Source organism: Streptomyces aurantiacus, from assembly GCF_001418335.1.
In the GTDB taxonomy this organism is placed as follows: domain Bacteria; phylum Actinomycetota; class Actinomycetes; order Streptomycetales; family Streptomycetaceae; genus Streptomyces; species Streptomyces aurantiacus.
The window spans coordinates 1-23,280 of record NZ_LIPP01000216.1 but is presented as its reverse complement, the minus strand read 5'-3'; the positions used below and the strand labels follow the sequence as shown (position 1 = coordinate 23,280).

Annotated in this window: 17 protein-coding genes; 7 read left to right on the top strand and 10 right to left on the bottom strand. The window is 70.5% G+C overall.

Annotated elements, in window-relative coordinates:
- The first annotated feature begins 98 nt into the window (after positions 1–98).
- The 6 genes from AOK01_RS26455 (at position 99) to AOK01_RS26430 (ending at position 8,109) form a co-directional block, all read left to right on the top strand.
- Positions 99–1,136 carry a glycoside hydrolase family protein gene (locus tag AOK01_RS26455; RefSeq protein WP_055515942.1) on the top strand — a complete coding sequence of 346 codons (1,038 nt, stop codon included), beginning with the start codon at positions 99–101 and terminating at the stop codon, positions 1,134–1,136.
- A gap of 265 nt (positions 1,137–1,401) precedes the next feature.
- Complete coding sequence (locus AOK01_RS26450) at positions 1,402–2,598, top strand: glycoside hydrolase family 64 protein (protein WP_425424763.1); 1,197 nt, start codon at positions 1,402–1,404, stop codon at positions 2,596–2,598.
- A 160-nt stretch (positions 2,599–2,758) separates the two neighbouring features.
- The gene (locus tag AOK01_RS26445) at positions 2,759–3,958 is read left to right on the top strand and encodes an AAA family ATPase (protein ID WP_055515937.1); all 1,200 of its coding nucleotides are present in this window, start codon (positions 2,759–2,761) and stop codon (positions 3,956–3,958) included.
- Positions 3,959–4,067: 109 nt separating this feature from the next.
- A complete protein-coding gene (locus tag AOK01_RS26440; protein WP_055515935.1) occupies positions 4,068–5,768 on the top strand; it encodes a vWA domain-containing protein in 1,701 nt (566 codons plus the stop codon).
- Between the two features lie 110 nt (positions 5,769–5,878).
- Positions 5,879–7,396: an MFS transporter gene (locus AOK01_RS26435; protein WP_055515933.1), complete on the top strand. Its 1,518-nt coding sequence runs from the start codon at positions 5,879–5,881 to the stop codon at positions 7,394–7,396.
- On the top strand, positions 7,393–8,109 hold the full coding sequence (locus tag AOK01_RS26430; RefSeq protein ID WP_079103758.1) for a TetR/AcrR family transcriptional regulator: 717 nt from the start codon (positions 7,393–7,395) through the stop codon (positions 8,107–8,109). Before AOK01_RS26435 ends, AOK01_RS26430 begins: the two co-directional genes overlap by 4 nt.
- Before the next feature lie 47 nt (positions 8,110–8,156).
- On the opposite strand, the gene AOK01_RS26425 is transcribed toward AOK01_RS26430, so the two are convergent.
- The 6 genes from AOK01_RS26425 to AOK01_RS26400 form a co-directional block, all read right to left on the bottom strand.
- Positions 8,157–10,226: a flavin monoamine oxidase family protein gene (locus AOK01_RS26425; RefSeq protein WP_055515951.1), complete on the bottom strand. Its 2,070-nt coding sequence runs from the start codon at positions 10,224–10,226 to the stop codon at positions 8,157–8,159.
- A gap of 159 nt (positions 10,227–10,385) precedes the next feature.
- Entirely contained in the window at positions 10,386–11,582 is a 1,197-nt protein-coding gene (locus tag AOK01_RS26420) for a hypothetical protein (protein ID WP_055515931.1), read from the bottom strand.
- A gap of 77 nt (positions 11,583–11,659) precedes the next feature.
- Entirely contained in the window at positions 11,660–13,177 is a 1,518-nt protein-coding gene (arfA, locus tag AOK01_RS26415) for an arabinosylfuranosidase ArfA (RefSeq protein WP_055515928.1), read from the bottom strand.
- Between the two features lie 56 nt (positions 13,178–13,233).
- Positions 13,234–14,121 (bottom strand): carbohydrate ABC transporter permease, encoded by an 888-nt coding sequence (locus AOK01_RS26410; protein WP_055515926.1) that lies wholly within the window; start codon positions 14,119–14,121, stop codon positions 13,234–13,236.
- A gap of 2 nt (positions 14,122–14,123) precedes the next feature.
- Complete coding sequence (locus tag AOK01_RS26405) at positions 14,124–15,032, bottom strand: carbohydrate ABC transporter permease (RefSeq protein ID WP_055515924.1); 909 nt, start codon at positions 15,030–15,032, stop codon at positions 14,124–14,126.
- Positions 15,033–15,153: 121 nt separating this feature from the next.
- Positions 15,154–16,521, bottom strand: coding sequence for an extracellular solute-binding protein (locus AOK01_RS26400; RefSeq protein ID WP_055515922.1), 1,368 nt, complete (start codon positions 16,519–16,521; stop codon positions 15,154–15,156).
- A 326-nt stretch (positions 16,522–16,847) separates the two neighbouring features.
- Here AOK01_RS26400 and AOK01_RS26395 point away from each other — a divergent pair, with 326 nt between their 5' ends.
- Entirely contained in the window at positions 16,848–17,873 is a 1,026-nt protein-coding gene (locus AOK01_RS26395) for a LacI family DNA-binding transcriptional regulator (RefSeq protein ID WP_055515919.1), read from the top strand.
- A gap of 61 nt (positions 17,874–17,934) precedes the next feature.
- On the opposite strand, the gene AOK01_RS26390 is transcribed toward AOK01_RS26395, so the two are convergent.
- The 4 genes from AOK01_RS26390 to AOK01_RS26375 all read right to left on the bottom strand — a co-directional run bounded on the left by AOK01_RS26390 (position 17,935) and on the right by AOK01_RS26375 (position 23,104).
- Positions 17,935–18,777, bottom strand: coding sequence for a class I SAM-dependent methyltransferase (locus AOK01_RS26390; RefSeq protein WP_055515917.1), 843 nt, complete (start codon positions 18,775–18,777; stop codon positions 17,935–17,937).
- Between the two features lie 72 nt (positions 18,778–18,849).
- Positions 18,850–20,844 carry a glycoside hydrolase family 9 protein gene (locus AOK01_RS26385; protein WP_055515915.1) on the bottom strand — a complete coding sequence of 665 codons (1,995 nt, stop codon included), beginning with the start codon at positions 20,842–20,844 and terminating at the stop codon, positions 18,850–18,852.
- Positions 20,841–22,415 (bottom strand): sensor histidine kinase, encoded by a 1,575-nt coding sequence (locus tag AOK01_RS26380; RefSeq protein WP_157871492.1) that lies wholly within the window; start codon positions 22,413–22,415, stop codon positions 20,841–20,843. Before AOK01_RS26380 ends, AOK01_RS26385 begins: the two co-directional genes overlap by 4 nt.
- A complete protein-coding gene (locus AOK01_RS26375) occupies positions 22,412–23,104 on the bottom strand; it encodes a winged helix-turn-helix domain-containing protein (RefSeq protein ID WP_055515914.1) in 693 nt (230 codons plus the stop codon). The genes AOK01_RS26380 and AOK01_RS26375 overlap by 4 nt, the downstream gene beginning before the upstream one ends.
- Positions 23,105–23,280 lie beyond the last annotated feature (176 nt).

Sequence of the window (23,280 nt, the reverse complement as noted above, 5' to 3'; positions counted from 1 at the left end):
GCCCTGACCTGCCTGCCTTCGTGCTGCCTGCCTCTGAACTACGTGCCTCTGCCCCACCTCTGACCGGTGAACATCCGCTTCTCCCCCTGGAGTCGACCATGAATGAGCCGCGTCCCGGCCGTCGTCTGTTCCTGCGTGCCGGTGCCGCCACCGGAGCCGCCCTGACCGTGGGCGGGCTCGGCGCGTCGGCTGCGTCCGCCCTGACGCCGGGCGGGGCCGCCGTCCCGGCCGCGTCCGCGGCGCCCGGCGGATTCCCCGACTACACGTACGTCCGCACCCTGCTCACCCCGTCCCAGCTGAAGTACAACCCGACGGGCGAGATCATCTTCCCGTGCATCCGAGGCACGGCCGGCCGCCTCTCCAACCCCCTGGGCAAGTTCTACCTGTACTACGGGCCGCACGACGCGCCCGGCGGCATCTGCCTGGCCTACGGCGACTCCCTGGAGGGCCCCTTCACGGAGTACCCGAACAACCCGATCGTCGCGAACAAGTGGGCTCCCCACTACTCCGTCAGCCACGTCGCGTCCCCGCACGTGATGTGGCACGAGAGCGCCAAGGAGATGTGGATGTACTTCCACGGGGAGAACACGACGACGCGGCTGGCCCGCTCCAAGGACGGCATCAACTTCACCTACGACAAGGTCGTCCTGAACACGTCCATGCTGCCCAGCGGCACGACCGAGACCTCGTACGCCCGTGTCTTCCCGCACGAACTGCCGTCCCGCGGCGCCCACTTCGTGATGGTCTTCATGCTGAACAACACCACCAACCACCGTGACATCCACTGGGGCTGGTCGGCCGACGGGCGCACCTGGACATTCGACCAGCAGCCGCTGATCCGGCACACCGACGTCTCCGCCGTCAACGTCGGCGGACCCCACCTGCTGTACCGCAACAACAGCACGTACGTCGTCTACAACAAGGACAAGGAGAGCGGCGGCGACCTGATGATCACCGAGGTGGGCAACGACTTCGGCAAGCGCACGCATCTCGGGGTCTTCTACAACTCCCGGAGCGGCGCACCGGAGAACGGCCGCGCCGCCGCCCCGTCGTTCGGTACGCAGGGCGGCGTGCCGTACATGATCTACGAGGCGGGGGAGCGGCTCGCGGGTTCCATCGCGATGGCCCGCGGCTGACGGACCGTACCGGCGGTGGCGCGCCCATACCCCCGCCGGACGGGACCGATGTTGGTCTAGACCTTGACGTGACCTGCTCACGCGGGCACGCTGAGAGCGCTCTCACCGGACCAAGTGCTTTCACTGGACCAGAAGGGTCCGCTTCCTCTTTCCGGTTCCTCTTTCCTCCCTCACCCTTCCCCCTCACCTGGCAGAGCGCGACCCCCCCACCGTCCGTCGCAATTCAACTCCGGTGGCACGAAAGCCACCTGGCAGGAGGACGAGCGTGCTAACTCCACGGAAAGTGCTGGTGGCCCTGGTGGCCGCAGCGGCCGTCGGCACGGGACTCACGACAGTGGGCCCCGTCTCCCACGCCGAGGCCGCGGTCCCCACGACCATCCCGCTCGACATCAAGAACAACTCCGGGCGCGGCGACCAGATCTACGTCTACACCATCGGGACCCTGCTCTCGACCGGCCAGCAGGGCTGGGCCGACGCGAACGGCACGTTCCACGCCTGGCCCGCCGGCGGCAATCCGCCGACCCCCGCGCCCGACGCGTCGATCGCCGGACCGGCCAACGGCCAGACCAAGACGATCCGCATGCCGAAGTTCTCCGGCCGGGTCTACTTCTCGTACGGCCAGAAGCTCGTCTTCAAGCTGACCACCGGCGGGCTCGTGCAGCCTGCGGTGCAGAACCCGACCGACCCGAACGCGAACATCCTCTTCAACTGGACCGAGTACACCCTCAACGACTCCGGGCTGTGGATCAACAGCACCCAGGTCGACATGTTCTCGGCCCCGTACGCGGTCGGCGTCAAGAACACCGCAGGCACCGTCAAAACCACCGGGCACCTGAAGGCCGGCGGTTACACGGGCTTCTTCAACTCGCTGCGGGAGCAGCCCGGCGGCTGGGCCAACCTCATCAGGACCCGGTCCGACGGCACCGTCCTGCGAGCCCTGGCACCCGGGCACGGCATCGAGGCCGGCGCCCTGCCGAGCACCGTCATGAACGACTACATCAACCGCGTGTGGACCAAGTACGCCAGCTCCACGCTGACGGTGACGCCGTTCGCGGACCAGCCCGCCACCAAGTACTTCGGCAGGGTCTCCGGCAACGTCATGAACTTCACCAACAGCTCCGGCGCCGTCGTCACCTCGTTCCAGAAGCCGGACTCGGACAGCGTCTTCGGCTGCTACAAGAACCTGGACGCGCCGAACGACCTGGTGCGCGGCCCGATCTCCCGCACCCTGTGCGCGGGCTACAACCGCTCCACGCTCCTCACCAACTCCAATCAGCCCGACACGAGTTCCGCCGGCTTCTACCAGGACTCGGTGACCAACCAGTACGCCAAGAAGATCCACGCCCAGATGGCCGACGGCAAGGCGTACGGCTTCGCCTTCGACGACGTCGGCAACCACGAGTCGCTGGTCAACGACAGCAACCCGCAGACGGCGTACATCACGCTCGACCCGTTCAGCTGAGGAAAGCGGCGACACTCAAGGCGGCTCGGGCGAACGGCGATCCTCGGATCGGGCCGGTTGTCCGGGCCGTCGGGCGTGCCGGGAGCGCTCCGGGATATCTTGCTCCGGCGGACGGGCTGTCCCGTCAGCCCGACGGGGATTCACCGCCAAGGAGTTGAGTGTGGGCGACCAGGACGCGCAGGACACCGCCAAGACGCTGCGGACGGTCATCGACGAGCTGTCGGACCGCTTCTACGAACGGGCCGACGTGGTACGGACGCTGGTGGTGGCGCTGCTGGCCGGACAGCACTCGTTGGTCCTCGGCCCGCCCGGGACGGCCAAGTCCGAGCTGGCCCGGGAGCTCACGAGCAGGTTCGACGGGGCGTCCTACTGGGAGATCCTCCTGTCGAAGTTCACCGCGCCGACGAGGATGTTCGGCCCCATCGACGTCGCCGCCCTGGCCCGGGGCGAGTACCGCCAGGTCTACGACGGCCGAGCCACGACCGCACACATCGCGTTCATCGACGAGATATTCAAGTGCTCCACGGCCGCACTGAACGAGACGCTGGGCTACCTCAACGAGCGGATCTACCATCCCGAGAGCGGCGGCGACCCGATCCACTGCCCCCTGATCGGGGCCATCACGGCGAGCAACGAGCTGCCCGCGGGAGAGGACACCGCCGCGATCTACGACCGTCTCCTCGTACGGATCGAGGTCGGATACCTGGCGGACCCCTCGAACTTCGCCGCGCTGGTCCGCTCCGCCATCAGCCCGCAGGCGGCGCCGGTACGGACCACCGTCGAACTGGCCGCGTTGCAGCAGGCCGTGACCGAGGCCGTGCCGGCCGTGGACGTCCCCGACGTGATCGTGGACGCGGTGTGTACGCTCCGGGCCGCCCTGCGCCGCAAGGAACTCGTCGCCTCCGACCGACGCTGGCGGCAGGCGGTGGGCCTGCTCCAGGCGTCCGCGTACCTCGACGGCCGTCCGGCGGTCGCCGAGACGGACCTGTCGGTGCTGACCCACGTGCTGTGGGACTCGCCCGCCGAGCGGCCGGCCGTCGAGCGCGAGGTGCTGCAACTGGTCAACCCCGACGCCAAGGAGGCCCTCGACCTGGCCGACGCCATCGAGGAGCTGGAGACCCAACTCGACGCCATGGCAGGGCAGTCCCGCGAGGCGCTGAGCGAGTGGGTCATCAAGAAGGCCCACAACAAGCTCGCCATGGCGGGGAAGCGGCTTGAGACGCTGCGCGAGGAGGCGGCGGGCGCCGGCCGCTCCACCGCCGCCATCGACCGGGTCACCGGCCGGCAGCGCGCCGTCCGCGCCCGCGTTCTCACCGAGGCACTCGGCATGGACGCGAGCATGGTGCAGGCCCAGCTCTGAACACCGAACGAACTGAAGGTGCCGGGGGCGTCCGGGCAGGCACCGGAGGGACCGGACGGAGACGGGACCGGAACGGAGACGGGACCAGAACGCGGACGGGACCAGGACCATGGGTGAGACACCGAGCAGGCTCCACGAACTGGCGAACCGGGCCGGGACCTGGCTGGCCCTGTCCGCCGCCTCCGAGCGGCACACCGCGGCCGTGGTCGCGGACCGGTTCGAGCAGATCGTGTGGCGCGACACCTACGGGCAGTCCGCCGCGCTGCGCGAGCTGGCCGAGGAACTGAACGAGCGCGGCGATCACCCCCAAGGCCACCCCCAAGGCCACACCTACGGCCACGCTCCCGATCCCACCCACAGTCACGCCCTCGCCCCCACCCGCGACCACGTCACCGACCTCCTGACCGACGTGTTCCTGGCCGCCTACAAGGTCAGGCCGCGGGTGCGCGAGCGCGCCGAGATGGCGCCCTCCCGGCTGGTCAACCACCAGGTCGTCACCGCGCTGGTGGAGTCACTGGAGTTCGCCGAGCTGCGCCGCGCGACGGTCGGCGACCCCTACGCCGCCGCCATGGCCGTACTCGCCCAGGCCGCCGAACTGCGCCGGATACTGGAGCGCTCCCGGGCCGCCCAGGAGCAGGCCCAGCAGGCGGAGAAGGGCCGGCGGGACACCCGGAACGCGGCGACCGCCGTGGGCGAGATGCTCCAGCGGGCCGCCGACGGAGCCGCCGAGGACGGCACCGTGCCGGCCCCGGACGCCGACGCCGTCCACCGGGCGATCGGGACCGCGGAGGCCGCCGAGGCCGCCGCGCGGCAGGCCGCCCAGGGCGCCGGGCAGGCGCTCGCCGCGGTGACCCCCGGTATCCGCGTCGTCGCGCGGAAGGCGGCGGCGAAGGCCGCCGAGGCCACGCGGGAGGAGGCCGAAATGATGCGGGCCTGGGGCGTCGGCCCCGGCGAGCTGGAGCGGCTGCCGTTCGAACCGCGTGCCCGGCTTGCCGAGCGGCTGCGCACCAGCCGTCTCGCACAGTGGGCCGAACTGATCGGCCGCTTCCGGCAGATGGCCAGGGGCGAGCGTGCCCGCAAGGTCGAGAACACCGTAGGGGAACTGGTCGGCGTCACACTCGGCAACGACCTCTCGCGCGTGATCCCCTCCGAGCTGGCCAACCTCGGCCTGCCGGAACTGCGTGCGGTGTTCGCCGCGCGCTACGCCGCGGGGGAGCTGATGCTCTACGACAGCCAGGGAGAGCAGAGCACAGGCCAGGGAGCCGTCATCGCGTGCGTCGACACCTCGCACTCCATGTACGAGGCGGGGCCCGGCTCAGTCACCCGGGAGGCGTGGGCCAAGGCGTGTGCCCTGGCGCTGCTGGACCAGGCCCGCGCCGCGGGGCGCGACTTCGTCGGCATCCTGTTCTCCGCCGCCGACAAGATCCGCGTCTTCCGCTTCCCGGCCGACCGGCCCGCCGACATCGCCCAGGTCCTCGACTTCGCGGAGACCTTTCTCGGCGGGGGCACCAGCTTCCAGACGCCGCTCACGGCGGCGAGTGAACTGCTGGCGGAGGAGTTCAACGACAGCGCCCGCGCGCGCGGCGACATCGTGCTGATCACCGACGGCGAATGCGACGTCACCGAGGAATGGATGCGCGGCCGGAACGACGCCAAGCACGTGCTGGGCTTCCGGGTCTTCGGGGTGGCCATCGGCGCACCGCCGGCCACCGAGGCCGACTCGGTCCTGGAGGCCCTGTGCGACAACCTCCGCTCCATCGAGGACCTCACCGACGTGCACGCCGCCGCCGACCTCTTCCGCGTGATCTGACCCCGTCCCGAGCACGCCGTGGCGGCTCGGAGCGGTTGGTGAACAGTAATTCATCGACTAAGGTGAATTGTCATTCACCTCGCCATGTCTCGCGCTTCAGGGAAGTGCCCATGCAGGATCAGCCACCCGGGGGACGCTCCCGCGCCGGAGGGTCCGCGTCCCTGGAGGGGCTGCGCGCCCGTCTGAGGGTCCCGGTCCTCGCGTACGGCGGAATCCTGATGGCGGTCATGCAGACCGCCGTCGTACCGCTGCTCCCCGACCTGCCGCGACTGACCGGTTCCTCCGCGGCCGCCGTGTCGTGGACCGTCACCGCGACGCTCCTCGCGGGCGCGGTGCTCACCCCGGTACTGGGCCGCGCCGGGGACATGTACGGCAAGAAGCGCGTCCTGCTCGCCGCCCTCGGCCTGATGACAGCCGGCTCCGTGCTGTGCGCGCTGACCTCGGACATCCGGGTACTCATCGCGGCGCGGGCGCTCCAGGGCGCCGCCGCGGCCGTGGTGCCCCTGTCCATCAGCATCCTCCGTGACGTGCTGCCGCCCGAGCGCACCGCCTCCGCCGTGGCCCTGATGAGTTCCACGGTCGGCATCGGCGCCGCGCTGGGCCTGCCGCTCGCGGCGCTCATCGTCGAGTACGCGGACTGGCACACGATGTTCTGGGTGTCCGCCGGGCTGGGGGCGGCGGGGCTGGCCCTCGCCTGGTGGGCGGTGGACGAGTCGGCCGTGCGGCAGCCGGGCCGGTTCGACACGGTCGGTGCGCTCGGCCTGGCCACCGTGCTCGTCTGCCTGCTCCTGGCGGTCTCGCAGGGCGGCGAATGGGGCTGGACCAGCGCGCGGATCGGCGCCCTGTTCGCGGGCTTCGCGCTCTCCCTGGCCCTGTGGTGGTGGCAGCAACTGAGGACCGGGCGACCGCTGGTGGACCTGAGACTCGCCGCTCAACCACGTGTCGCGCTACCGCACCTGACCGCCCTGCTCGTCGGCTTCTCCTTCTACGCCAACTCCCTGGTCACGGCCCAGCTCGTGCAGGCGCCCACGGGCACCGGGTACGGACTGGGCCTGTCGATCGTCGGTGCGGGACTGTGCCTGCTGCCCAGCGGCGTGATCATGCTGTTCCTCTCACCGGTGTCCGCCCGTATCTCGACGGCACGCGGCCCGCGCGTGACGCTCATGCTGGGGGCCCTCGTCATCGCGTTCGGGTACGGCATACGGATCCTGGACAGCCGCGACCTGTGGGTGATCATCCTGGGCGGAGCGATCGTGTCGGCCGGTACGGCTCTCTCCTACTCGGCCCTTCCGACGCTGATCCTGGCGGCCGTTCCCGCCGCGCAGACCGGTTCCGCGAGCGGTGTCAACGTACTGATGCGGACCATCGGCCAGGCCGTGTGCAGTGCTGCCGTGGCCGCCGTACTGGTGCACCACACCAGCCCGGTGGGCGGACTGCTCCTGCCCAGTCTGCAGGGCTATCTGCTGGGGTTCGCCATGGCGGGGGCGGTCGCCCTGGCCGGGTGTGCGATGGCCATGGCGATACCGAAGAGCGGCGGCGAGCAGCCGGGGAAGGCCGGCCGGCCGACGCGCGGGCGGCGTGGTGGAGTGGCCGCGGACAAGATGCTGGAGGGAGCAGGAGAATCATGAGGTCCTCGAAGCCGAAGTCCTCCGGGGCCGGGCCGGATCGGGCACTCACGACCCGGGCTGCCGGTGTCGTCACCTCTGCCGCTGTCACCGAGGACGCGGACGCGGACGCGGCTGCGGATGTGACCGCGGGCGGGACCGGGACCGCGGCGGCGACGGACAGCGGTCCGGGTCGCCGGGACGCGGAAGCCACCAGAGCGGCGATCCTGCGCGCGGCCCGTCACCTCCTCGCGCGGCACGCCCACGGGGACATCACCCTCAAGGCCGTGGCCGAACGGGCCGGTGTCAGCCCGCCCCTGATCGTGAAGTACTTCGGCAACAAGGAAGCCCTCTTCGCGCGGGTGATGTCCTTCGAGGAGGACGCCGCCGCCCTGCTGGACGCACCCCTGGCGGACCTCGGGCACCACATGGTCCGGCACGTACTCGTCAGCCAGAGCGAACGGGGCTCCGACCCGCTGGCACGGATCGTCTTCGCCCCGTTGCACGGCAGCCAGGGAGACACGCTGCGCACCAACTTCCGTACCCAGGTGAGCGATCGGCTCGCCCTGCGCCTCGAAGGCCCCGACGCCGGCCTGCGCGCCGAACTCGCCGTGAGCATGCTGCTCGGCCTCGGCGTGATGTACGGCATCGCGCGGGGCGAAGAACTGCGTGCGAGAGCGCTCGACGTCGTCGTCGAACGGTACGCACCCGCGGTGCAGGCCTGCCTCACGCCGTGAACCGGCGCCGGCCGGGCGGCACCACCAGGGCGGCCGGGGCGCTTCTGTCAGCCGGTGTGGACCTTCAAGGCCGTCCGGACGGCGGATTCGAGGGCGCCCTCGATCCACGCGGGCTTGATCGACGTGTGGTCGCCCGCGAAATGCAGCGGTCCTTCCGACGTGGGGATGTCGGGGAACAACTCCGCGTGCTGGCCGGGAAAGAGCACGGAGGCCTCGCCGTAGGCGTAGTGGTCACGCATCCACGACTGAGTCTTGCACTTGGTGGTGAAGAACACCTCGCAGCGCCGGCCGAAGACGGCCTGCACCCCGGCCAGCGCGCGCAGATACCGCTCCTCGTCCGCGTACGCGTCCCACTTCAGCGCGTCGTCGGACCAGCTGTAGGAGGCGAGAATGATGCCCCCGTCGCTGCCCTCCATCGGGTGGGCGTGCTCGAAGAACATGAAGCGGTTGGCGTTGTCGCTCACGGAGCCGCCGCCACGGACATGAGCGGCCTCGGGATCGTTGTTACCGGCGGGGCGGAAGGCACTGAAGCACTTCTTCAGTTCGCCGGGGACGGTCACGCCCAGATCCTGTACGGACCGGTGCGCGCCGAGGTGCCTGCCGTCCTTGACCCCGCCCGCCCGGTACCTGGCGTAGAGGCCGTCCTCGATGGAGTTCAGCGCCTCCTTCCACTGCTCCTCGGTGAACTCCCACCAGCGTTGGGAGAACTCCAGCAGCACCTTGGTCGCGGCGTCGTAGTGCAGTTCGGTGACGGCCCTGCGCTTGCCGTAGGTCAGCGGCGGGTCGAAGGCCACGTGGCGCAGTCCGGAAAAGGGGACGGTGACGATCACCTCGTCGCCCTCGAAGATCTCCGTGGTGCCGCCCTTGCCGGTCTGGCAGTCCTCGGACACGGTGTGCACCCGCACCTTGCCGCTGCTGCCACCGGTGCGTTCGACGCGTACGGCGCGCCTGTCGAGCCGCACCTTGCTCTTCACCGGCGCGTACAGCGCGTCGACGAGGATCGCGGTGCCGCCCTTCAGTTCCCAGAACTTGGTCTTGGGGTCGATCAGCGCGCTGCCCAGGAAGCTGTGCAGGAAGGAGAGATGCAGCCGCGAGGTGAGGTTCTGGACGGTGCCGACGAGGTCGATGGTCCTGGTGTCGAGCCCGGCGACCTCGGTGAGGTACCGGTACATGGACCAGTGGCCGTACCGCTTGAGGACCTTGACCCATCCGTCTACCAGAGCCGTGCCCTCCTTGCCGCGGATGAGCTGGTGCACGGGTTCGAGGGCGTCCGCGAGGATGGCGGCGGCGGTCTTCGTGCGGTGGGGGCCCTTGACGCCGAAGGTGTCGTTGATCTTCTCGGGGTTCTTCTCGTAGTCGGCCTTGCGCATGTGGACGCCGTTGATGTGCATCCAGGTGCGGTTGGCCCGCTTCGTCGGGTTCTCGACCTCCACGTCCACCAGGAGGAACTCCTGGCGCGGCAGGTCGAACCTCTTGATCAGTGCCATGAGGAGCGGATGGCTCTCGGGCAGCCGCATCGCCCCGGCTTCGGCGTACTGCCTGGGGTCGGCGAAGGGCTGTTCCCCGTTCTCGTGGCCGCCCTTGCGGAAGGTCTTGATACGGCCGCCGACGCGGTTGTCGTTGGCCTCGATCACGACGACGTCGTGGCCGGCCCGGTTGAGCAGATCGGCGGCGAGCAGGCCGGCCGGTCCGGCCCCGACGATCAGGACCCGCTTGGTCGCCTTGGCCCGGCGCGGAGGCAGGCCCTTCTCGATGGCCTTCAGATAGGACGGGACCAGGGACTTGTCGTCCTTGTCGTAGACCACGACGGCGCGGGCGACCGTGGTGTACGACGCGGGATCGATGCCGGGCGGCGCCGCGGCCGGCACCGCCGAGGGCGCGGCGGGAGGGTTCAACGCGGTCGCGGGCAGCACGGTGGCGGCCGTGAGTCCGGCGGCGAGCGCCGTGGTTCCGGTCGCCGTGACGACGAAGCGCCGGGTGGGCCGCGCGTCGGGCGGTCGAGGTGCGGGGGGCGAGGTATGTGAGGCATCCGGCGCGAGGTGCTGTCCGCTGGGTTCGTCCGTGCTCTTCCTGCTCGGAAGGCTCGCGTCCGGGGTGCTCATGTCGTGTGTACTCATCGCGATCATGCTTGGCGCACGACCGAGGCGGAGCCAGGGCATTCACACGGATGAGGAGCTCAAACCACTCGATCCGTCATAGGAGTTGACGCCGCGTGGTCGTGGGCCGGTCACGACGGGTCTCGTCGTGACCGGCCCACGGGCCGCCTGCGGAAGGGATCAGGCCGACGGCACGGACCTCGTGGCGAAGTACGGCTTGCAGATGCCGCCGGACCAGTCGGTGGCGATCTCCAGCAGGCTGTTGCCGTCCGTCGAAGGCAGCAGGGCCGAGCTGTAGTTGGGGCAGTAGTCGACGACCGTCGACTCGACGGTGACGGGCGCCGCGATCTCCCGCCAGGTGCCGCTGCCGCCCGCGCTGTTGACCCAGACGGTCCTGCCGCTGCCGGCGGCCACGCTGCCGTCCTTGTTGTGGAGGACCTGGCCGATCAGAAAGAGCCGGCCCAGCGGATTACCGGCCTCGGGCGCCCAGGCCACGGTCGGGGCGTGCTTGAAGTACTTGCCGTCGGCCGTCTCGGGCCGGTAACCGAGGAACGGCCCGCTCGACCAGTCCCAGCCGTCGGCCGAGGTCCGGTAGTGCACGACGCACTGGTACTGCCCGCCGGCCGAGCAGATCTCGTACGACATGAAGTAGGTGCCGTTGCCGAGCTTGCGGACGACTGCCATGCCGGGCCGGTCGGAAACGAGGGGGCTGACGACGGTCGCGTGGTGCCCGGTCCAGGTCAGGCCGTTCGCGGTGCGCGCGGCCATCAGCTTCTGGCTGTGCGCGGAGTCGGTCTCGTCCGAGTAGTGGGCGACAAGACGGCCGGAGGCGTCGACGGAGAACTCGGGCTCCCACAGGCCCCCGGTGCTGTTCGCGGTCGCGACGGTCGACAGGTAACTCCAGGTGCGTCCCACGTCGTTGCTCCTGAAGACGCGCAGGGCCATGCGCCGGTTCGTCTCGTCCTGGCCGACCGAGGCCGCCCAGAGCAGCGTGCCGGCGGGCAGGTCCCCGACCTTCTGCGGGAGTTCGAAGAGCGTGGAGCAGCAGAGCCCCTGCCCGCCGGCCGCCTCCGGGTCGCCGACCGCGCCGACCTGGTGGAAGGACGCGCCGGAGTCGGTGCTCTCGTAGATGGTTCCCAGTCCGTTGTTCCCGGAGAACGTGACCACCGACGACAGGATGCGGCCGTTGGCGCCCGCGTTGTGAGCGAGGCGGACCGCTCGCGGGTACAGCCCGGTGTCGTTGCGCAGTACGGTGCCGGTCGCGGCGTCCGCCGGGCCGGCCTGTGCGGTGAGCAGGGCTGCCAGGAGCGCCGTCAGCGCGGCGACGAGAGCGGCCAGGCGGAATGGACGAGCGGGGGTGTGGGGTCTTGCCGACATCAGATTCTCCCGAGGGGGTGGGGGCTGGATCTGTTCGGTTCGGTCGGTGACGTCGGGCGGTGACGTCGGGCGTGACGTCACACAGCGGGGACCAGACGGATGACGTTCCAGGACACCGGGGCCAGCTCCGCCTCAAGCGCACCGTCGGCGGTGACCTGGGCCCCGCCGCCGGCGCGCGGTGTCACGCGGTCCGGCTCGGCCTCGGTGTTCACGGCGTCCGGGTCCTGGTCGGCCAGCACGAGGTGCTCAAGGACCCGGTATCCGGAGAGCGAGCCGCGCAGCTCGGCCCGCATACTCAGTGACTGCTCCTGGCCGCGGTTGACGGCGAGTACGGTCACCGCGCCGCTCTCCTCGTCGTACGTCACCACCGTGTCGAGCGCCGACACGTCCCCGTGCCGCGGTGTCTCGATACGGGACCCGGTGACGTCGGTGCGCAGTACCTTCCCGGTGGCGAACCGGGCCGCCTGGGCGAACGGGTGGAAGGTGGTCTGCCGCCAGCTCGCGCCGCCCGGTTCGCTGCGGATCGGGGCGATGACGTTGACCAGCTGGGCCAGGCACGCGATGGCCACCCGGTCGGCGTTGCGCAGGAGCGTGATGAGCAGCGAGCCGACGACGACCGCGTCGGTCACGCTGTAGGTGTCCTCGATCAGCCGGGGTGTCTCGGCGGTTTCGAGGTTGCGCTCGCCGACGAAACGGGCCGCGTACCAGACGTTCCACTCGTCGAACGAGAGCCTGATGTGCTTCTTGGCGCGGCGCGAGGCCCGTACGTGGTCCGCGGTGGCCACCACGTCGCGGATGTACTGGTCCATGTGCGCCCCGGAGGCCAGGAAACTGGCGCGGTCGCCGTCGAACTCCTCGTAGTAGGCGTGCAGGGAGAGGTAGTCCACTTCGTCGTACGTCTGCTCCAGGACCTCGCGCTCCCAGCTGCCGAAGGTCGCCATGGCCGCGTTCGAGCTGCCGCAGGCGACCAGCTCGATGGACGGGTCGACCTGGCGCATCGCCTTGCCGGTCTCGGCCGCGAGCCGCCCGTACTCGGTGGCCGTCTTGTGGCCGGTCTGCCAGGGGCCGTCCATCTCGTTGCCCAGGCACCACAGCTTGACGTCGTGCGGTTCGGCGAAGCCGTGCTTGATCCGCAGATCGGACCAGGCGGTGCCGCCGGGCTGGTTGCAGTACTCCACCAGGGCGCGGGCGGCGTCGATGCCGCGGGTGCCGAGGTTGACCGCCATCATCGGGTCGAGCCCGAGCTGCTTGGCCCAGGTGAGGAACTCGTTGGTGCCCACCTGGTTGGTCTCGATGGAGCGCCATGCCAGGTCGAGCCGGCGCGGTCGCTCGGCGGCCGGACCGACCCCGTCCTCCCAGTGGTAGCCGGAGACGAAGTTGCCCCCGGGGTAGCGGACAAGGCCGGTGCCCAGTTCCCGTACCAGGTCGGCGACGTCGGTCCGGAATCCGGCGGCGTCCGCCGAGGGATGGTCCGGCTCGTGGATGCCGGTGTAGACGCAGCGCCCCATGTGCTCGACGAACGTTCCGTACAGGCGCGGGTCCACCTCCCCGATGGTGAACTCGGGGTCGACGGTGAACCGTGCGGTGTGCGGCATGCTGGAGCCTTTCTACGGGCGGAGAGAGGGGGGTGTGAACTGACTGGCAGCGGCGGCTACTTGAGGCCGGTTCCGGCGATGCCCTCGACGATGCGGCGCTGGAACAGCATGAACACGGCGAGCAGCGGGATCGCGCCGAGTACGGCGGAGGCCATCAGCTGGGCGTAGGGCACACCGAAGACGTCCTGTACGGAGGTCAGTCCGACGGGGAGGGTCATCATCTCCGGGTCGGTGACGACCAGGAGCGGCCACAGGAAGTTGTTCCACACCCCGACGAACACGAAGATCGTGACCGCGGAGATCACCGGACGCGAGATGGGCATGACGATCTGCCGGTACGTACGCAGCCAGGACGCGCCGTCCGCGCGTGCCGCGTCGATCAGCTCCCTGGGAATGCCGTCGAAGAACTGCTTGAAGACGAACACGGCGACGACGTTGGGCACCTGGGGCAGTACGACTCCCCAGTAGGTGTTGAGCAGGCCCACCTGCTGCAGCGCCAGGAACTGGGGGATCATGAGGACCTGCCCCGGGATCATGATTCCGGCGAGGAGCATCACGAACGCGGCGCGGCGCGCCCTGAACCGGGTCTGCGAGAGCGCGAAGGCGGCGAGCGACGCGGCCACCACCGTGAGCACGGTCGTCAGGATCGAGGTGATGAAGCTGTTCGCGTACCAGTAGGGCAGCTTCCCCGCGTCGAAGAGGTCCCGGTACGCCGCGAGGGTGGGGTGGGAGGTGAACCAGCTGGTCGGGTCGGTGACGACCTCCTGCGCGGGCCGGATCGAGGTGGCGAGCGCCCAGGCGAGCGGCACCAGCCACAGCAGCGCGAAGGCGACGACGGCTCCCAGGGCCACCCGGTTGAACAGGCGCTCGGCGTCGTACCGGCGGGGCGCTCCGGCCGCGGGTGTCTGCTGCTCGGTCACGGGCGGTGTGGCGATGGCGGTCATGTTCAGCGCTCCTTCTCGGCGCGGCGTACCAGGGCGAACCAGACCAGCGAGACCAGCAGGATCACCACGAAGAGCAGCAGCGAGACGGTCGACGCGTAGCCGACGCGGCCCTCGACGAAGCCGGTGTCGTAGATGAGCTGGAGGGAGGGCCGGGTGCTTCCGTCGGGGCCGCCGTTGGTCAGCATGTAGATCTGGTCGAAGACCTTCAGGGAGGCGACCACCTGGAGGACCGTGACGAGGGTGGTGGTGCGGCCGAGCATCGGCACGATCACGTGGCGGATGCGCTGCCAGGGCCCGGCTCCGTCGAGGGCGGCGGCCTCGTGCACGGAACGCGGGATGTCCTGGAGGCCGGCCAGGTACAGGATGAAGTTGAAGCCGAGCGTCCACCACACGGTGGCGGCGGCGATGGAGATCATCGCCCAGTCCGGGTCGCCGAGCCAGGACGGCGGGGTGTCCACACCGACCCACTTCGCAGCCTGCTGGGCGAGGCCCACCTGGTCGGCGTAGATGAACGTGAACATCAGCGAGACGACCGCCGAGGGCAGCACGAACGGTGCGAAGAAGGCGAAGCGGAAGAACCAGCGTCCGCGGACGAAGCGGTCGGCGAGGATCGCGAGGACCAGACTGAGCAGCACCAGCGGGACGGTGGTCAGCACGGTGAACCACAGAGTGTTCCTGAGCGTGCGCCAGAACTCGCTGTCGCCCAGCACGGCCGAGTAGTTGGAGAGACCGGCGAAGTCGCCGAGGCCCGACTTGAGCAGGCTGGTGTCGAAGAAGCCGGCCACGACGGTGTAGATCAGCGGGCCCACCAGGAAGATCAGATAGAACAGGGAGAAGGGCAACAGCATCCCTGGACCGGCCCAGCGGTCACCTCTGCCTCGGGCCTTGGTCGGTGCGGTTGTCGTGGCCATGGGACGGCCCTTTCAGTCAGGACATACGGGATCTCACGACGTGCGGGGGCCCGATGAGGGCCGGGATGGAGGAAGTCGGCGGCCGGCGCGGCGCGGCGGCGCGGGACTTTGAGAACACCCCCTACAGGGGTGAGGGCCTGCTCGCGATCTCGCGCAGTTCGCGGCGCATCCGTGCGGCTCCGGCCGTCGGGCTGGTGGCGCCGGTGAACACGGAGGTCACGGCGTCGCCGATGATGATCTGCAGGGAGCTGCCCGCGCCTCCGTACCAGGCGACCGGGTCGTAGGCGGCGCCGTCGGCGGCAGCGGCGTAGTGCGACTGCGGTTCGAGGGCCTTGTAGGCGGACGACTGCTGGGTGGGCAGCCAGGCGGGGATGTGTCCGCCTTCCGCCCACAGCTTGCTGGAGCCGAGCAGGGAGGCGATGAACCCCAGGGAGAGGTCGAGCCGTTGTGCCGCGTCCGATGGCGCCTTGGGCAGGACCAGGGCGTGGGAGTCCGCGGCGCAGGCGTAGGGCGCGTCGTCGAAGATCCTCGGCAGCGGCCGCATGTCGAACTTCACCTTGGAGCCCTGGACCGTGAGGACCTGCCAGACGCCGTCCATCAGGAAACCGGCCTTGCCGGTGGTGAGCATCGTGATGGCCCCCGGGCTGTCGGTGCTCGTGGGGACGACCTTCTCCTGGGTGAGGCGCCGGATGTAGGCGAGGGCCTCGGCCGCGGCCTCCACATCGATGACGACCTTCTTGCCCTGGTCGGCGACGAGGTCGCCGCCGCCGATCTGCCGGTAGAACGACCAGAAGAGCCGGAACTGCGTCGAGGCGTCCTTCACCGAGGCGACCGAGCCGCCCCACTGCCCGGTCACTTCCTTCGCGGCGCGCAGGGCGTCGATGAACTTGTCGGGCCCGTCCACGTCCGTCAGCCGGCCCTGGCCGTCGAGCAGTCCGGCCTTCTCGGCGATGTCGGTCCGGAAGTAGAGCACGAAGGGATGCGTGTCGAGCGGGACGGCGTACAGCTTCCCGCCCAGCTGGGACTTCTTCCAGGGCCGCGGGTCGAACTTGTCCTCGGTCAGCCCGTGTTCGGCCAGATCGGACGGCTGGAGTTCGGTGAGCAGTCCCGCCTCGGCCAGCGTGGGCACCTTCGACAGGTGGCTGACGGCGACCTGCGGAGGCCGGTCGCCGAGCGTCGCCAGCGTGAGCTTGGTGTAGTACGGGTTGCCCCACACGAAGGTCGCCGACTTCAGGTCCGTCGCCCGGTGCCGGGCGCGGTAGACGGCCTGCATCGCCAGCAGCCGCTCGCCGTCACCGCCGGTGAAGGGATTCCAGAAGTTCAGCCGCGACGAGCTGGGCGACCCGCCGGTGAAGCCCTGCGCGAATGTGCTGTCACAGCCGCCGAGGGCCGCGGCCGAGGCCGCGACGGCACCGAGCGACAGGGTGCCGCGCAGGACTCGGCGCCGGGACGGAGCGGGCGGGGAGGTGTGCGGCGTGCGGTCCCGCATGGGCATGCGTCCTTCCACGGCAGGGAAACTCAACGAGTACAACGTTGTAATCAACGACCGGACCGATCGGCTCGGTCGCTGAGCTGAGGCAGTTACAACGTTGTATCCCTGGGGAAATACGGCGTCAATACTTGTGCGCAAACTTCCTGTCCGGCAGGACGCGGAGGTCACCAGGGCGCTATACCGGGTCATATGCCCCAAGTGGGAAACGAAGCTATTACAACGTTGCAACGTGGCTTACGCTGAGCAGCACACCGGAGCAACTCGCGTGCTGCACAGACGCCGAGGGCGGCCGGAAGGAAGCCGGGGGAGGGAGAGCGACCACCATGGCAGGTGCACGCCTCAAGGACGTCGCGGAGCGCGCGGGCGTATCGATCAAGACCGTCTCGAACGTCGTCCGGGGCGAGGTCCGCGTCGCGGAACAGACCCGGGAACGGGTGCTGCGCGCCATAGCCGAACTCGACTACCAGCCCAACGCCTCCGCACGCCACCTGCGCACCGGCCGCAGCGGCATCATCGCGCTGGCCGTCCCCGAACTGGTCGCCCCGTACTTCGCGGAACTCGCCGCGGAGGTCATCGCGGCGGCCAAGAAGCGCGGCTGCACCGTACTCATCGAGGACACCGGGGGAGACCCCGCGGAGGAACTGCGCATCGCCTGCGGGCTCAGTGATCCGCTCATCGACGGTGTGCTGCTCAGCCCGCTCTGCCTCGACGAGACGATGCTCGCCAACCGTGAGCGCCGGGTACCTCTCGTGCTGCTGGGCGAGCAGTCGTACAAGATCCCGGCGGACCACGTGCTGATCGACAACTCCGCGGCGGCACGGGAGGCGACCGAGCACCTGCTCCAGCTCGGCCGGCGGCGCATCGCGGTCATCGGACAGCCCTCGGACCGCAGCCACGCGACCACGGTGCAGCGCATGCACGGCTTCCTGACGGCCCTGCACGCCGCGGGCGTGCCGCACGACCCCCGACTCGTCCCGGACACCCGCGAGTTCACCCGCGCCGACGGAGCCGCCGCCATGCGGGTCATGCTGGCTCTCGACGACCCGCCGGACGCGGTCTTCTGCTTCAGCGACCTGCTCGCCTCCGGCGCGATGCGCGTGGCACACGAACACGGCCTGCGGGTGCCGCAGGAGCTGGCGGTCGTGGGCTTCGACGACATCCAGGAGACCCGCTACAGCGTGCCGTCACTGACCACCGTGTCGCCGGACAAGCGGGAGATCGCCGAACTGGCCGTGGACGCCGTGCTGCACAGGATCACCACCGACGCGGAGGCCCCGCACACCCGCCTCACCGCGGGGTACGAACTGGTCGTACGGGAGAGCACGCGGACGAGCCCGCCGACGGCGTGACCGACGGCGTGACCGACCGGATTCCGGGCGGCGGTGAAGCCGTGTGGTGCGGAAAGCCGCCTCAGCGGGGGTCTCGGCGCCAGACGAAGATCTCGGTGCTCGGGCGGCGTTCGGAGAACCGGTCCGAGGCCGAGACCTCCCGCAGCAGTCGGCGTACGTCCGCCTCGAAGGCGTCCCGGCGCGGGCCGAACAGGTGAGGAGCCGAGAACGACATCGAGAAGACCCCCGCGACGACGTCGTCACTCGTGCGCTCCAGTGCCTGCCCGCCGGGCACGACATGCCGCTGGGGGCCGGTGAAGCCCGCCCGGCCGAACACCGCCGCCTCGTTGCCGGGCGTGCCCTGCGGCAGCACGCCCCGGCCGGCCCGACGTACTGGCCCGAGATAGCGTCCGACCAGGTCGTCCAGGGCCGGATAGGGCACCGCCGGATGCGGCAGGCCCTCGGCGGTCCTGGTCTCCGTCTTCAGGTCGGAGATGTGCACCAGAGCGCCGCCGGGCCGGAGCATGTCCCTGACGGTCGCCGCCACCAGATCGCGGTCCATCCAGTGGAAGGACTGGCCGAAGACCGCGACGGTGAACGTCCCGAGACCCGCGGGCAGCTCCTCGGCCCGGGCCCGTACCCACCGCGTCTTCCCGCTCAGCTCGCGCGCGGCGGCTTCCCGGGTGGCTTCGGCGATCATGCCGCGGTCCGGGTCCACGCCGACGATCTCGCCGAACAGGTGCACCACGTCCAGGGCGATGGTGCCGGGCCCGCACCCCACGTCGATGAGGCGTCCTCGCCCGTCGAGTTCCAGGACTTCGGCGAGCGTGTCCGCCAGCCCGGGGGCGTAAGGGAGTCTCCCGCGCCGGTAATGGGCGGCCGTGCCGAGGAACAGCGTGTCGTCCCACTCCCAGTCGGTGACCATGTCCGCCTGTCACTCCTCACAAGGATCTCGTTCCCGTCCGGCGGGCCGCTGCTTCCCCGCAGGCTATGCAGGCTATGCGGTCTGTGTGGTCCGGGAGGTCAGCGCGAAGGCCAGCAGCGCTGTCGTGGTGAAGTCCAGTGAGGGTTCCACGGTCTGCCAGGCGCCCACGTCGTCGAGATACCGTGCGCCCTTGCCGTCGAAGTCGGTCCAGGCCCCTGCCGGCGGGGCTGCCGTGCATTTCCTCATGGTCGGAAAGCTGTTCAACTCCGCCAGCTTGGCGGCGGCGTTGGGGCCGTTGACCACGGCGCCCCGCAGGATGGCGCCGTGCCCGTCGTGGCTGCCGGCGAGGTTGGCCAACTGGTGTTCGGGGCAGTGCGGGTAGACCTCGCCCGCACCGATCACGAAGCTGGTTCCCCACGGGTTGGCGCCGAGGGCCCAGCCCCGCTGCCCGCCGGCGAAGGCCGCGTAACGGTCGTCCCCGGTGGCCGCGGCATAGAGGCGGGCGGTGGCCACAAGACCGAAGGTGTGCGGGACCGCGTCGAAGTCGTCGTAGACGGCACCGGCCCCGAACGGGTCACGCTCCGCGCGGCCGACACCGTCCTCCAACTGGCGGCGCAGATCCTCGTACAGGTTCGCGGCCCCGATCCCGTATGCCTGGGTGCCGTCCAGGACGGTGGCCAGGTCGACGTGGGCCAGGGCACTGACGTCCGCGACGCCGAGAGTGCCCTGGACGTCGGAGCCGAGATAGGCGTCCGCCCAGCGGGCCGCGTCGTCGGCCCAGTCGCTCTCCCGGTCGTCCCCGAGCTCTCGTGCGGCCAGCGCCAGTTCGGCGCCGGCGAACTCCATGTCGTCCTGCCACGAGTCCTCGGGATAGAAGGCGGGCGGGAACGCGGTCACGGGCGGCTCGTCGGGGTCGGGATCGGTGTCGGCCAGGTCGTAGACGGCGGCGGCCTTGGCCAGCCAGTCCTCGGCCTCCTCGGCATCCGTGGTGGCCGCGCGCTGGGCGGCGAGGGCGAAGGCCGCGGCGACCCGCCCCGCCAGGCTGGGGCTGATCGCCTCGCCCGGCCCGGCCGCGGGGAAGACCGGCCGGTGCTTGATCGTGTAGTCCGGGTCACCGGGTGACACGTCGAGCCGGTCGTCGGCCTCCGGCAGCCGCCACACGTCGTGGTCCGTGCGGACGTTCTCGTTGCCGACGCCGATGCCGACCTGCGCGTAGAGGGTCTCGCTGTCCCCGTCCCACATCTTGTCCAGCCAGGCCAGCCCGTGCGAGGCCTCGGCCGAAAGCTCCGTCATACCCGGCACGTCACGCTGTGCGAGCAGGAGTTCGGCGACCGAGTAGGAAGTGGTGCCGGTGAACTTGAGGAAGTCCCCCGCGTCGAACCAGCCTCCCGAGACGTCGGCCCGGTCACCGGTCGGGGTCAGCCGCTCGTCGAGCAGTTCGGTGCCCTCCTCGTCGTACTCCGGAGGGGCGTGGACGACCGCGTCCTGGTCGGCCAGATGAGAAGGCCCGTGCCGCAGGGCGTGCCGCGGGCCGCCGGTGTGTACGTCGGCTCCGTCGCGCTGGGCCTGCAGGAAACGGACGTTGTCCCGGACGAGCGGGGCCATCAGCTCGCGGGCACCGGCGACCCGGAAGGCGGGCGAGCGGCCGGCCGCGGTCCCGGCCAGGACGATGCGATAGGTGCCGGGAGTGTTCAGCGCGGAGAGATCGACGGTACGTACCGAGGGGTACTTGGCGTTCCAGCGGCCGGTGTTCGCTCCGACTCTCCCCGCCATGACCACCGCGTTCTCGGCGTCGGGGTCTTTGGCATCGGTGCCGCCGGCGTCGCTGCTCCTGGCGTCGACGACCTTGAAGCGCGCACCCGTGAGGGCTGCCGCGGGCCCCATGACGTAGGCCTGCTTCGCCTCTCCGCGCACATAGCCGACCTGGTCGACCCTGACGGCCACCTCGGTCGGAGGCGGTTCGGCGTCGCCCCCGAACGGCATGCCGTGCAGGCTCGCCACGAGGAGGAGGGTGCCGAGGCCCGCGGCTGCGGTGGCCAGTAGCCGGGATGTGCGCGGAGCGTTCATGCGCCCACGATGTCGGAGCCTTCATGAGAGGAGGATGAGGGCGCTGTCCACTCCGTCCGCTCCGGGTGCCTCGGCAGTCGCAGCTCGGCGATCAGGCCGCCTCCGGGGGCGTCCGCGAGGTGGGCGGTGCCGTGATGCAGTTCGGCGACCCAGCGGACGATGGCGAGCCCGGCGCCTGTTCCCAGGGCGGTTCCTGTGTCCAGGGCGGTTCCGGTGCTCAGGGGGGCCTCTGTTCCCGAGGCTCCCGTCTCCGAGACGGCTCCCGTCCCCAGGACAACTTCTGTTCGTACGACGGCTTCCGGCTCCGGGGCGGCTTCGGATCCCCCGGTGACGCCCGTGACACCCCGCGCGAAGACCCGCTCCCGGTCCGCGAGCGGTACGCCCGCTCCGTGGTCCCGGACCGTGACGAGCCCGGGTGAGACGGTGACCTCCACGGGCGAGCCGGCCGGGCCACCGTGCCGTTGGGCGTTCTCCACCAGGTTCCGTACCGCCTGGGCCAGCAGGTCGGGGTCGCCGAGCACCACCACCGGTTCGGAGCGCACCCTGACGCTCTCGTGGTCCGGCAGTTCCTCGACCGTCGTCTCCACCAACTGGTCGAGACGCAGGGGCACCAGCTCGGCCCGCTGCGCACCGGCCTGCGCACGGGCCCTGGCGAGCAGCCCCGTGACCAGTCGGCTCAGCCGGTCCACCAGCCGCAGGGCCTCGTCGGAGGACCCCTCCCGCTCCACCACGAGCCGCAGTGTCGCCAGCGGTGTACGCAACTCGTGTGCCGCCTCCGCCAGGAACTGCTCCTGCTGCTCCAGCGCGAGCAGAGCGGGACGCATGGCCCGGCCGGACAGCAGATGGCCGACGGCCGCCGCACAGCAGACCAGCGCCGTGCAACCGAGCGCCAGCCAGCGAACGAGCTCGTCGTGCTCCTGCTCGCTGCGCGCCAGCTCCGTGCCGACGAGCACGGCCGCACCGATCCGGTCGCCGTCCCACACGGGAGCCGCCGCCCACCTCAGCCGCCCGCCCTCCTCGGAGGGAGCGCTGACGATCACGGTCTCCTGCTCTTCCTGGACGCTCCGCCAGATGTGGTCGAGCCAGTCCCTCTCGGGCAGCGCCGGACGCGAGGGAACGACGTTCCACACCGAGGGCGAGTCTGCCGGAGACGTCTGCAGAACGGCCAACACCTCGGCGCTGCGCGCGAGTTCGTCCTCCCGCAGTGGATCCAGGTGCAGTGCACCGTCGTCGAACCAGACCGCCTGGGACAGGCCGACGGCGCGGCTGTCGACCTCGTGGTCGAGGCCGGACCTGCGGGATTCGGAGTCGATGTGGACGGCGACCGCGGCGAGTACGACGAGGCAGGCCGCGGTCGTCGAGCCGAAGAGGAGCGTCATCAACCGGCGGGTGCGCCGCAGCCGGGCCACGGCGGGTGACGTGGAGGACACGGACGTCGGACCACGGCGGTCGACAAGTCCGTCGCCAGGCCCGTCGACAGGCCGGTCGCCGAGCCCATCGCCAGGTCCGTCGGCAGCAGGTCGCCGGGCGTCCGGGCGGATCATGCCCGCGACGCGGCGCAGGCCGTTCACGCCCGCGCCTCGGCGGCCGGCTTCTGCTCGGCTCCGCCCAGCCGGTAGCCGACGCCGCGTACCGTCCCGATCGCATCGGGCGGCCCGAGCCGTCGTCGCAGCTGGCCGATCAGGACGTCCACCACGTTGGACATGGGCTCGCTCGCCTCGTCCCAGCAGCTCTCGATCAGCTCGGTGCGCGTCACCACCTCGCCCGCACGCAGCATCAGCACCTCCAGCACGGCGAACTCCTTGGCCGACAGACTGAGCAGTACCCCGGCCCTGGACACACGCCGCCGTGGAAGGTCGACCTCCAGGTCGTCCGCCCGCAGGACCGACGGCCGCGCGGGCCGCTCCCTGCGGCACAACGCACGCACCCGTACGACCAGTTCGGCGAACGCGAATGGCTTGACCAGGTAGTCGTCCGCGCCGTGCTCGAAGCCGGCCACCCGGTCGCTCACCGCGTCCAGCGCCGTCAGCAGCAGGAAGGGCAGCGCCGAACCCGCACGCCGGTGCCCGGCGAGCAGGGTGAGCGAGTCGCCGTCCGGAACCGAGCGGTCGGCCACGACGCAGTCGTAGCTGTTGACCGAGAGCTTGAGATCCGCTTCGGCCAGCGTTCGCGCGAGGTCCACCGCGAACCCCGCACCCCGCAGCTGAGCTGCGACGACGGGCCCGAGTTCGGGATCGTCCTCCAAGACCAATATGCGCATGGCCGGAGCTTAGACGGTGTGCGCGCGGGGCTCTGCGGGACGTCCGCGCGAGAACGGCCCCGAGCGCAGGTGTACAGGTCCGCGCCCAGTAAAGTGCCCTCTTGCCGACCCTCCTGTCACCCCAGCCGTCACCCAGCCGTCACCCCAGTCGTTGCCCCGCCCCTTGCCCCTCCCGA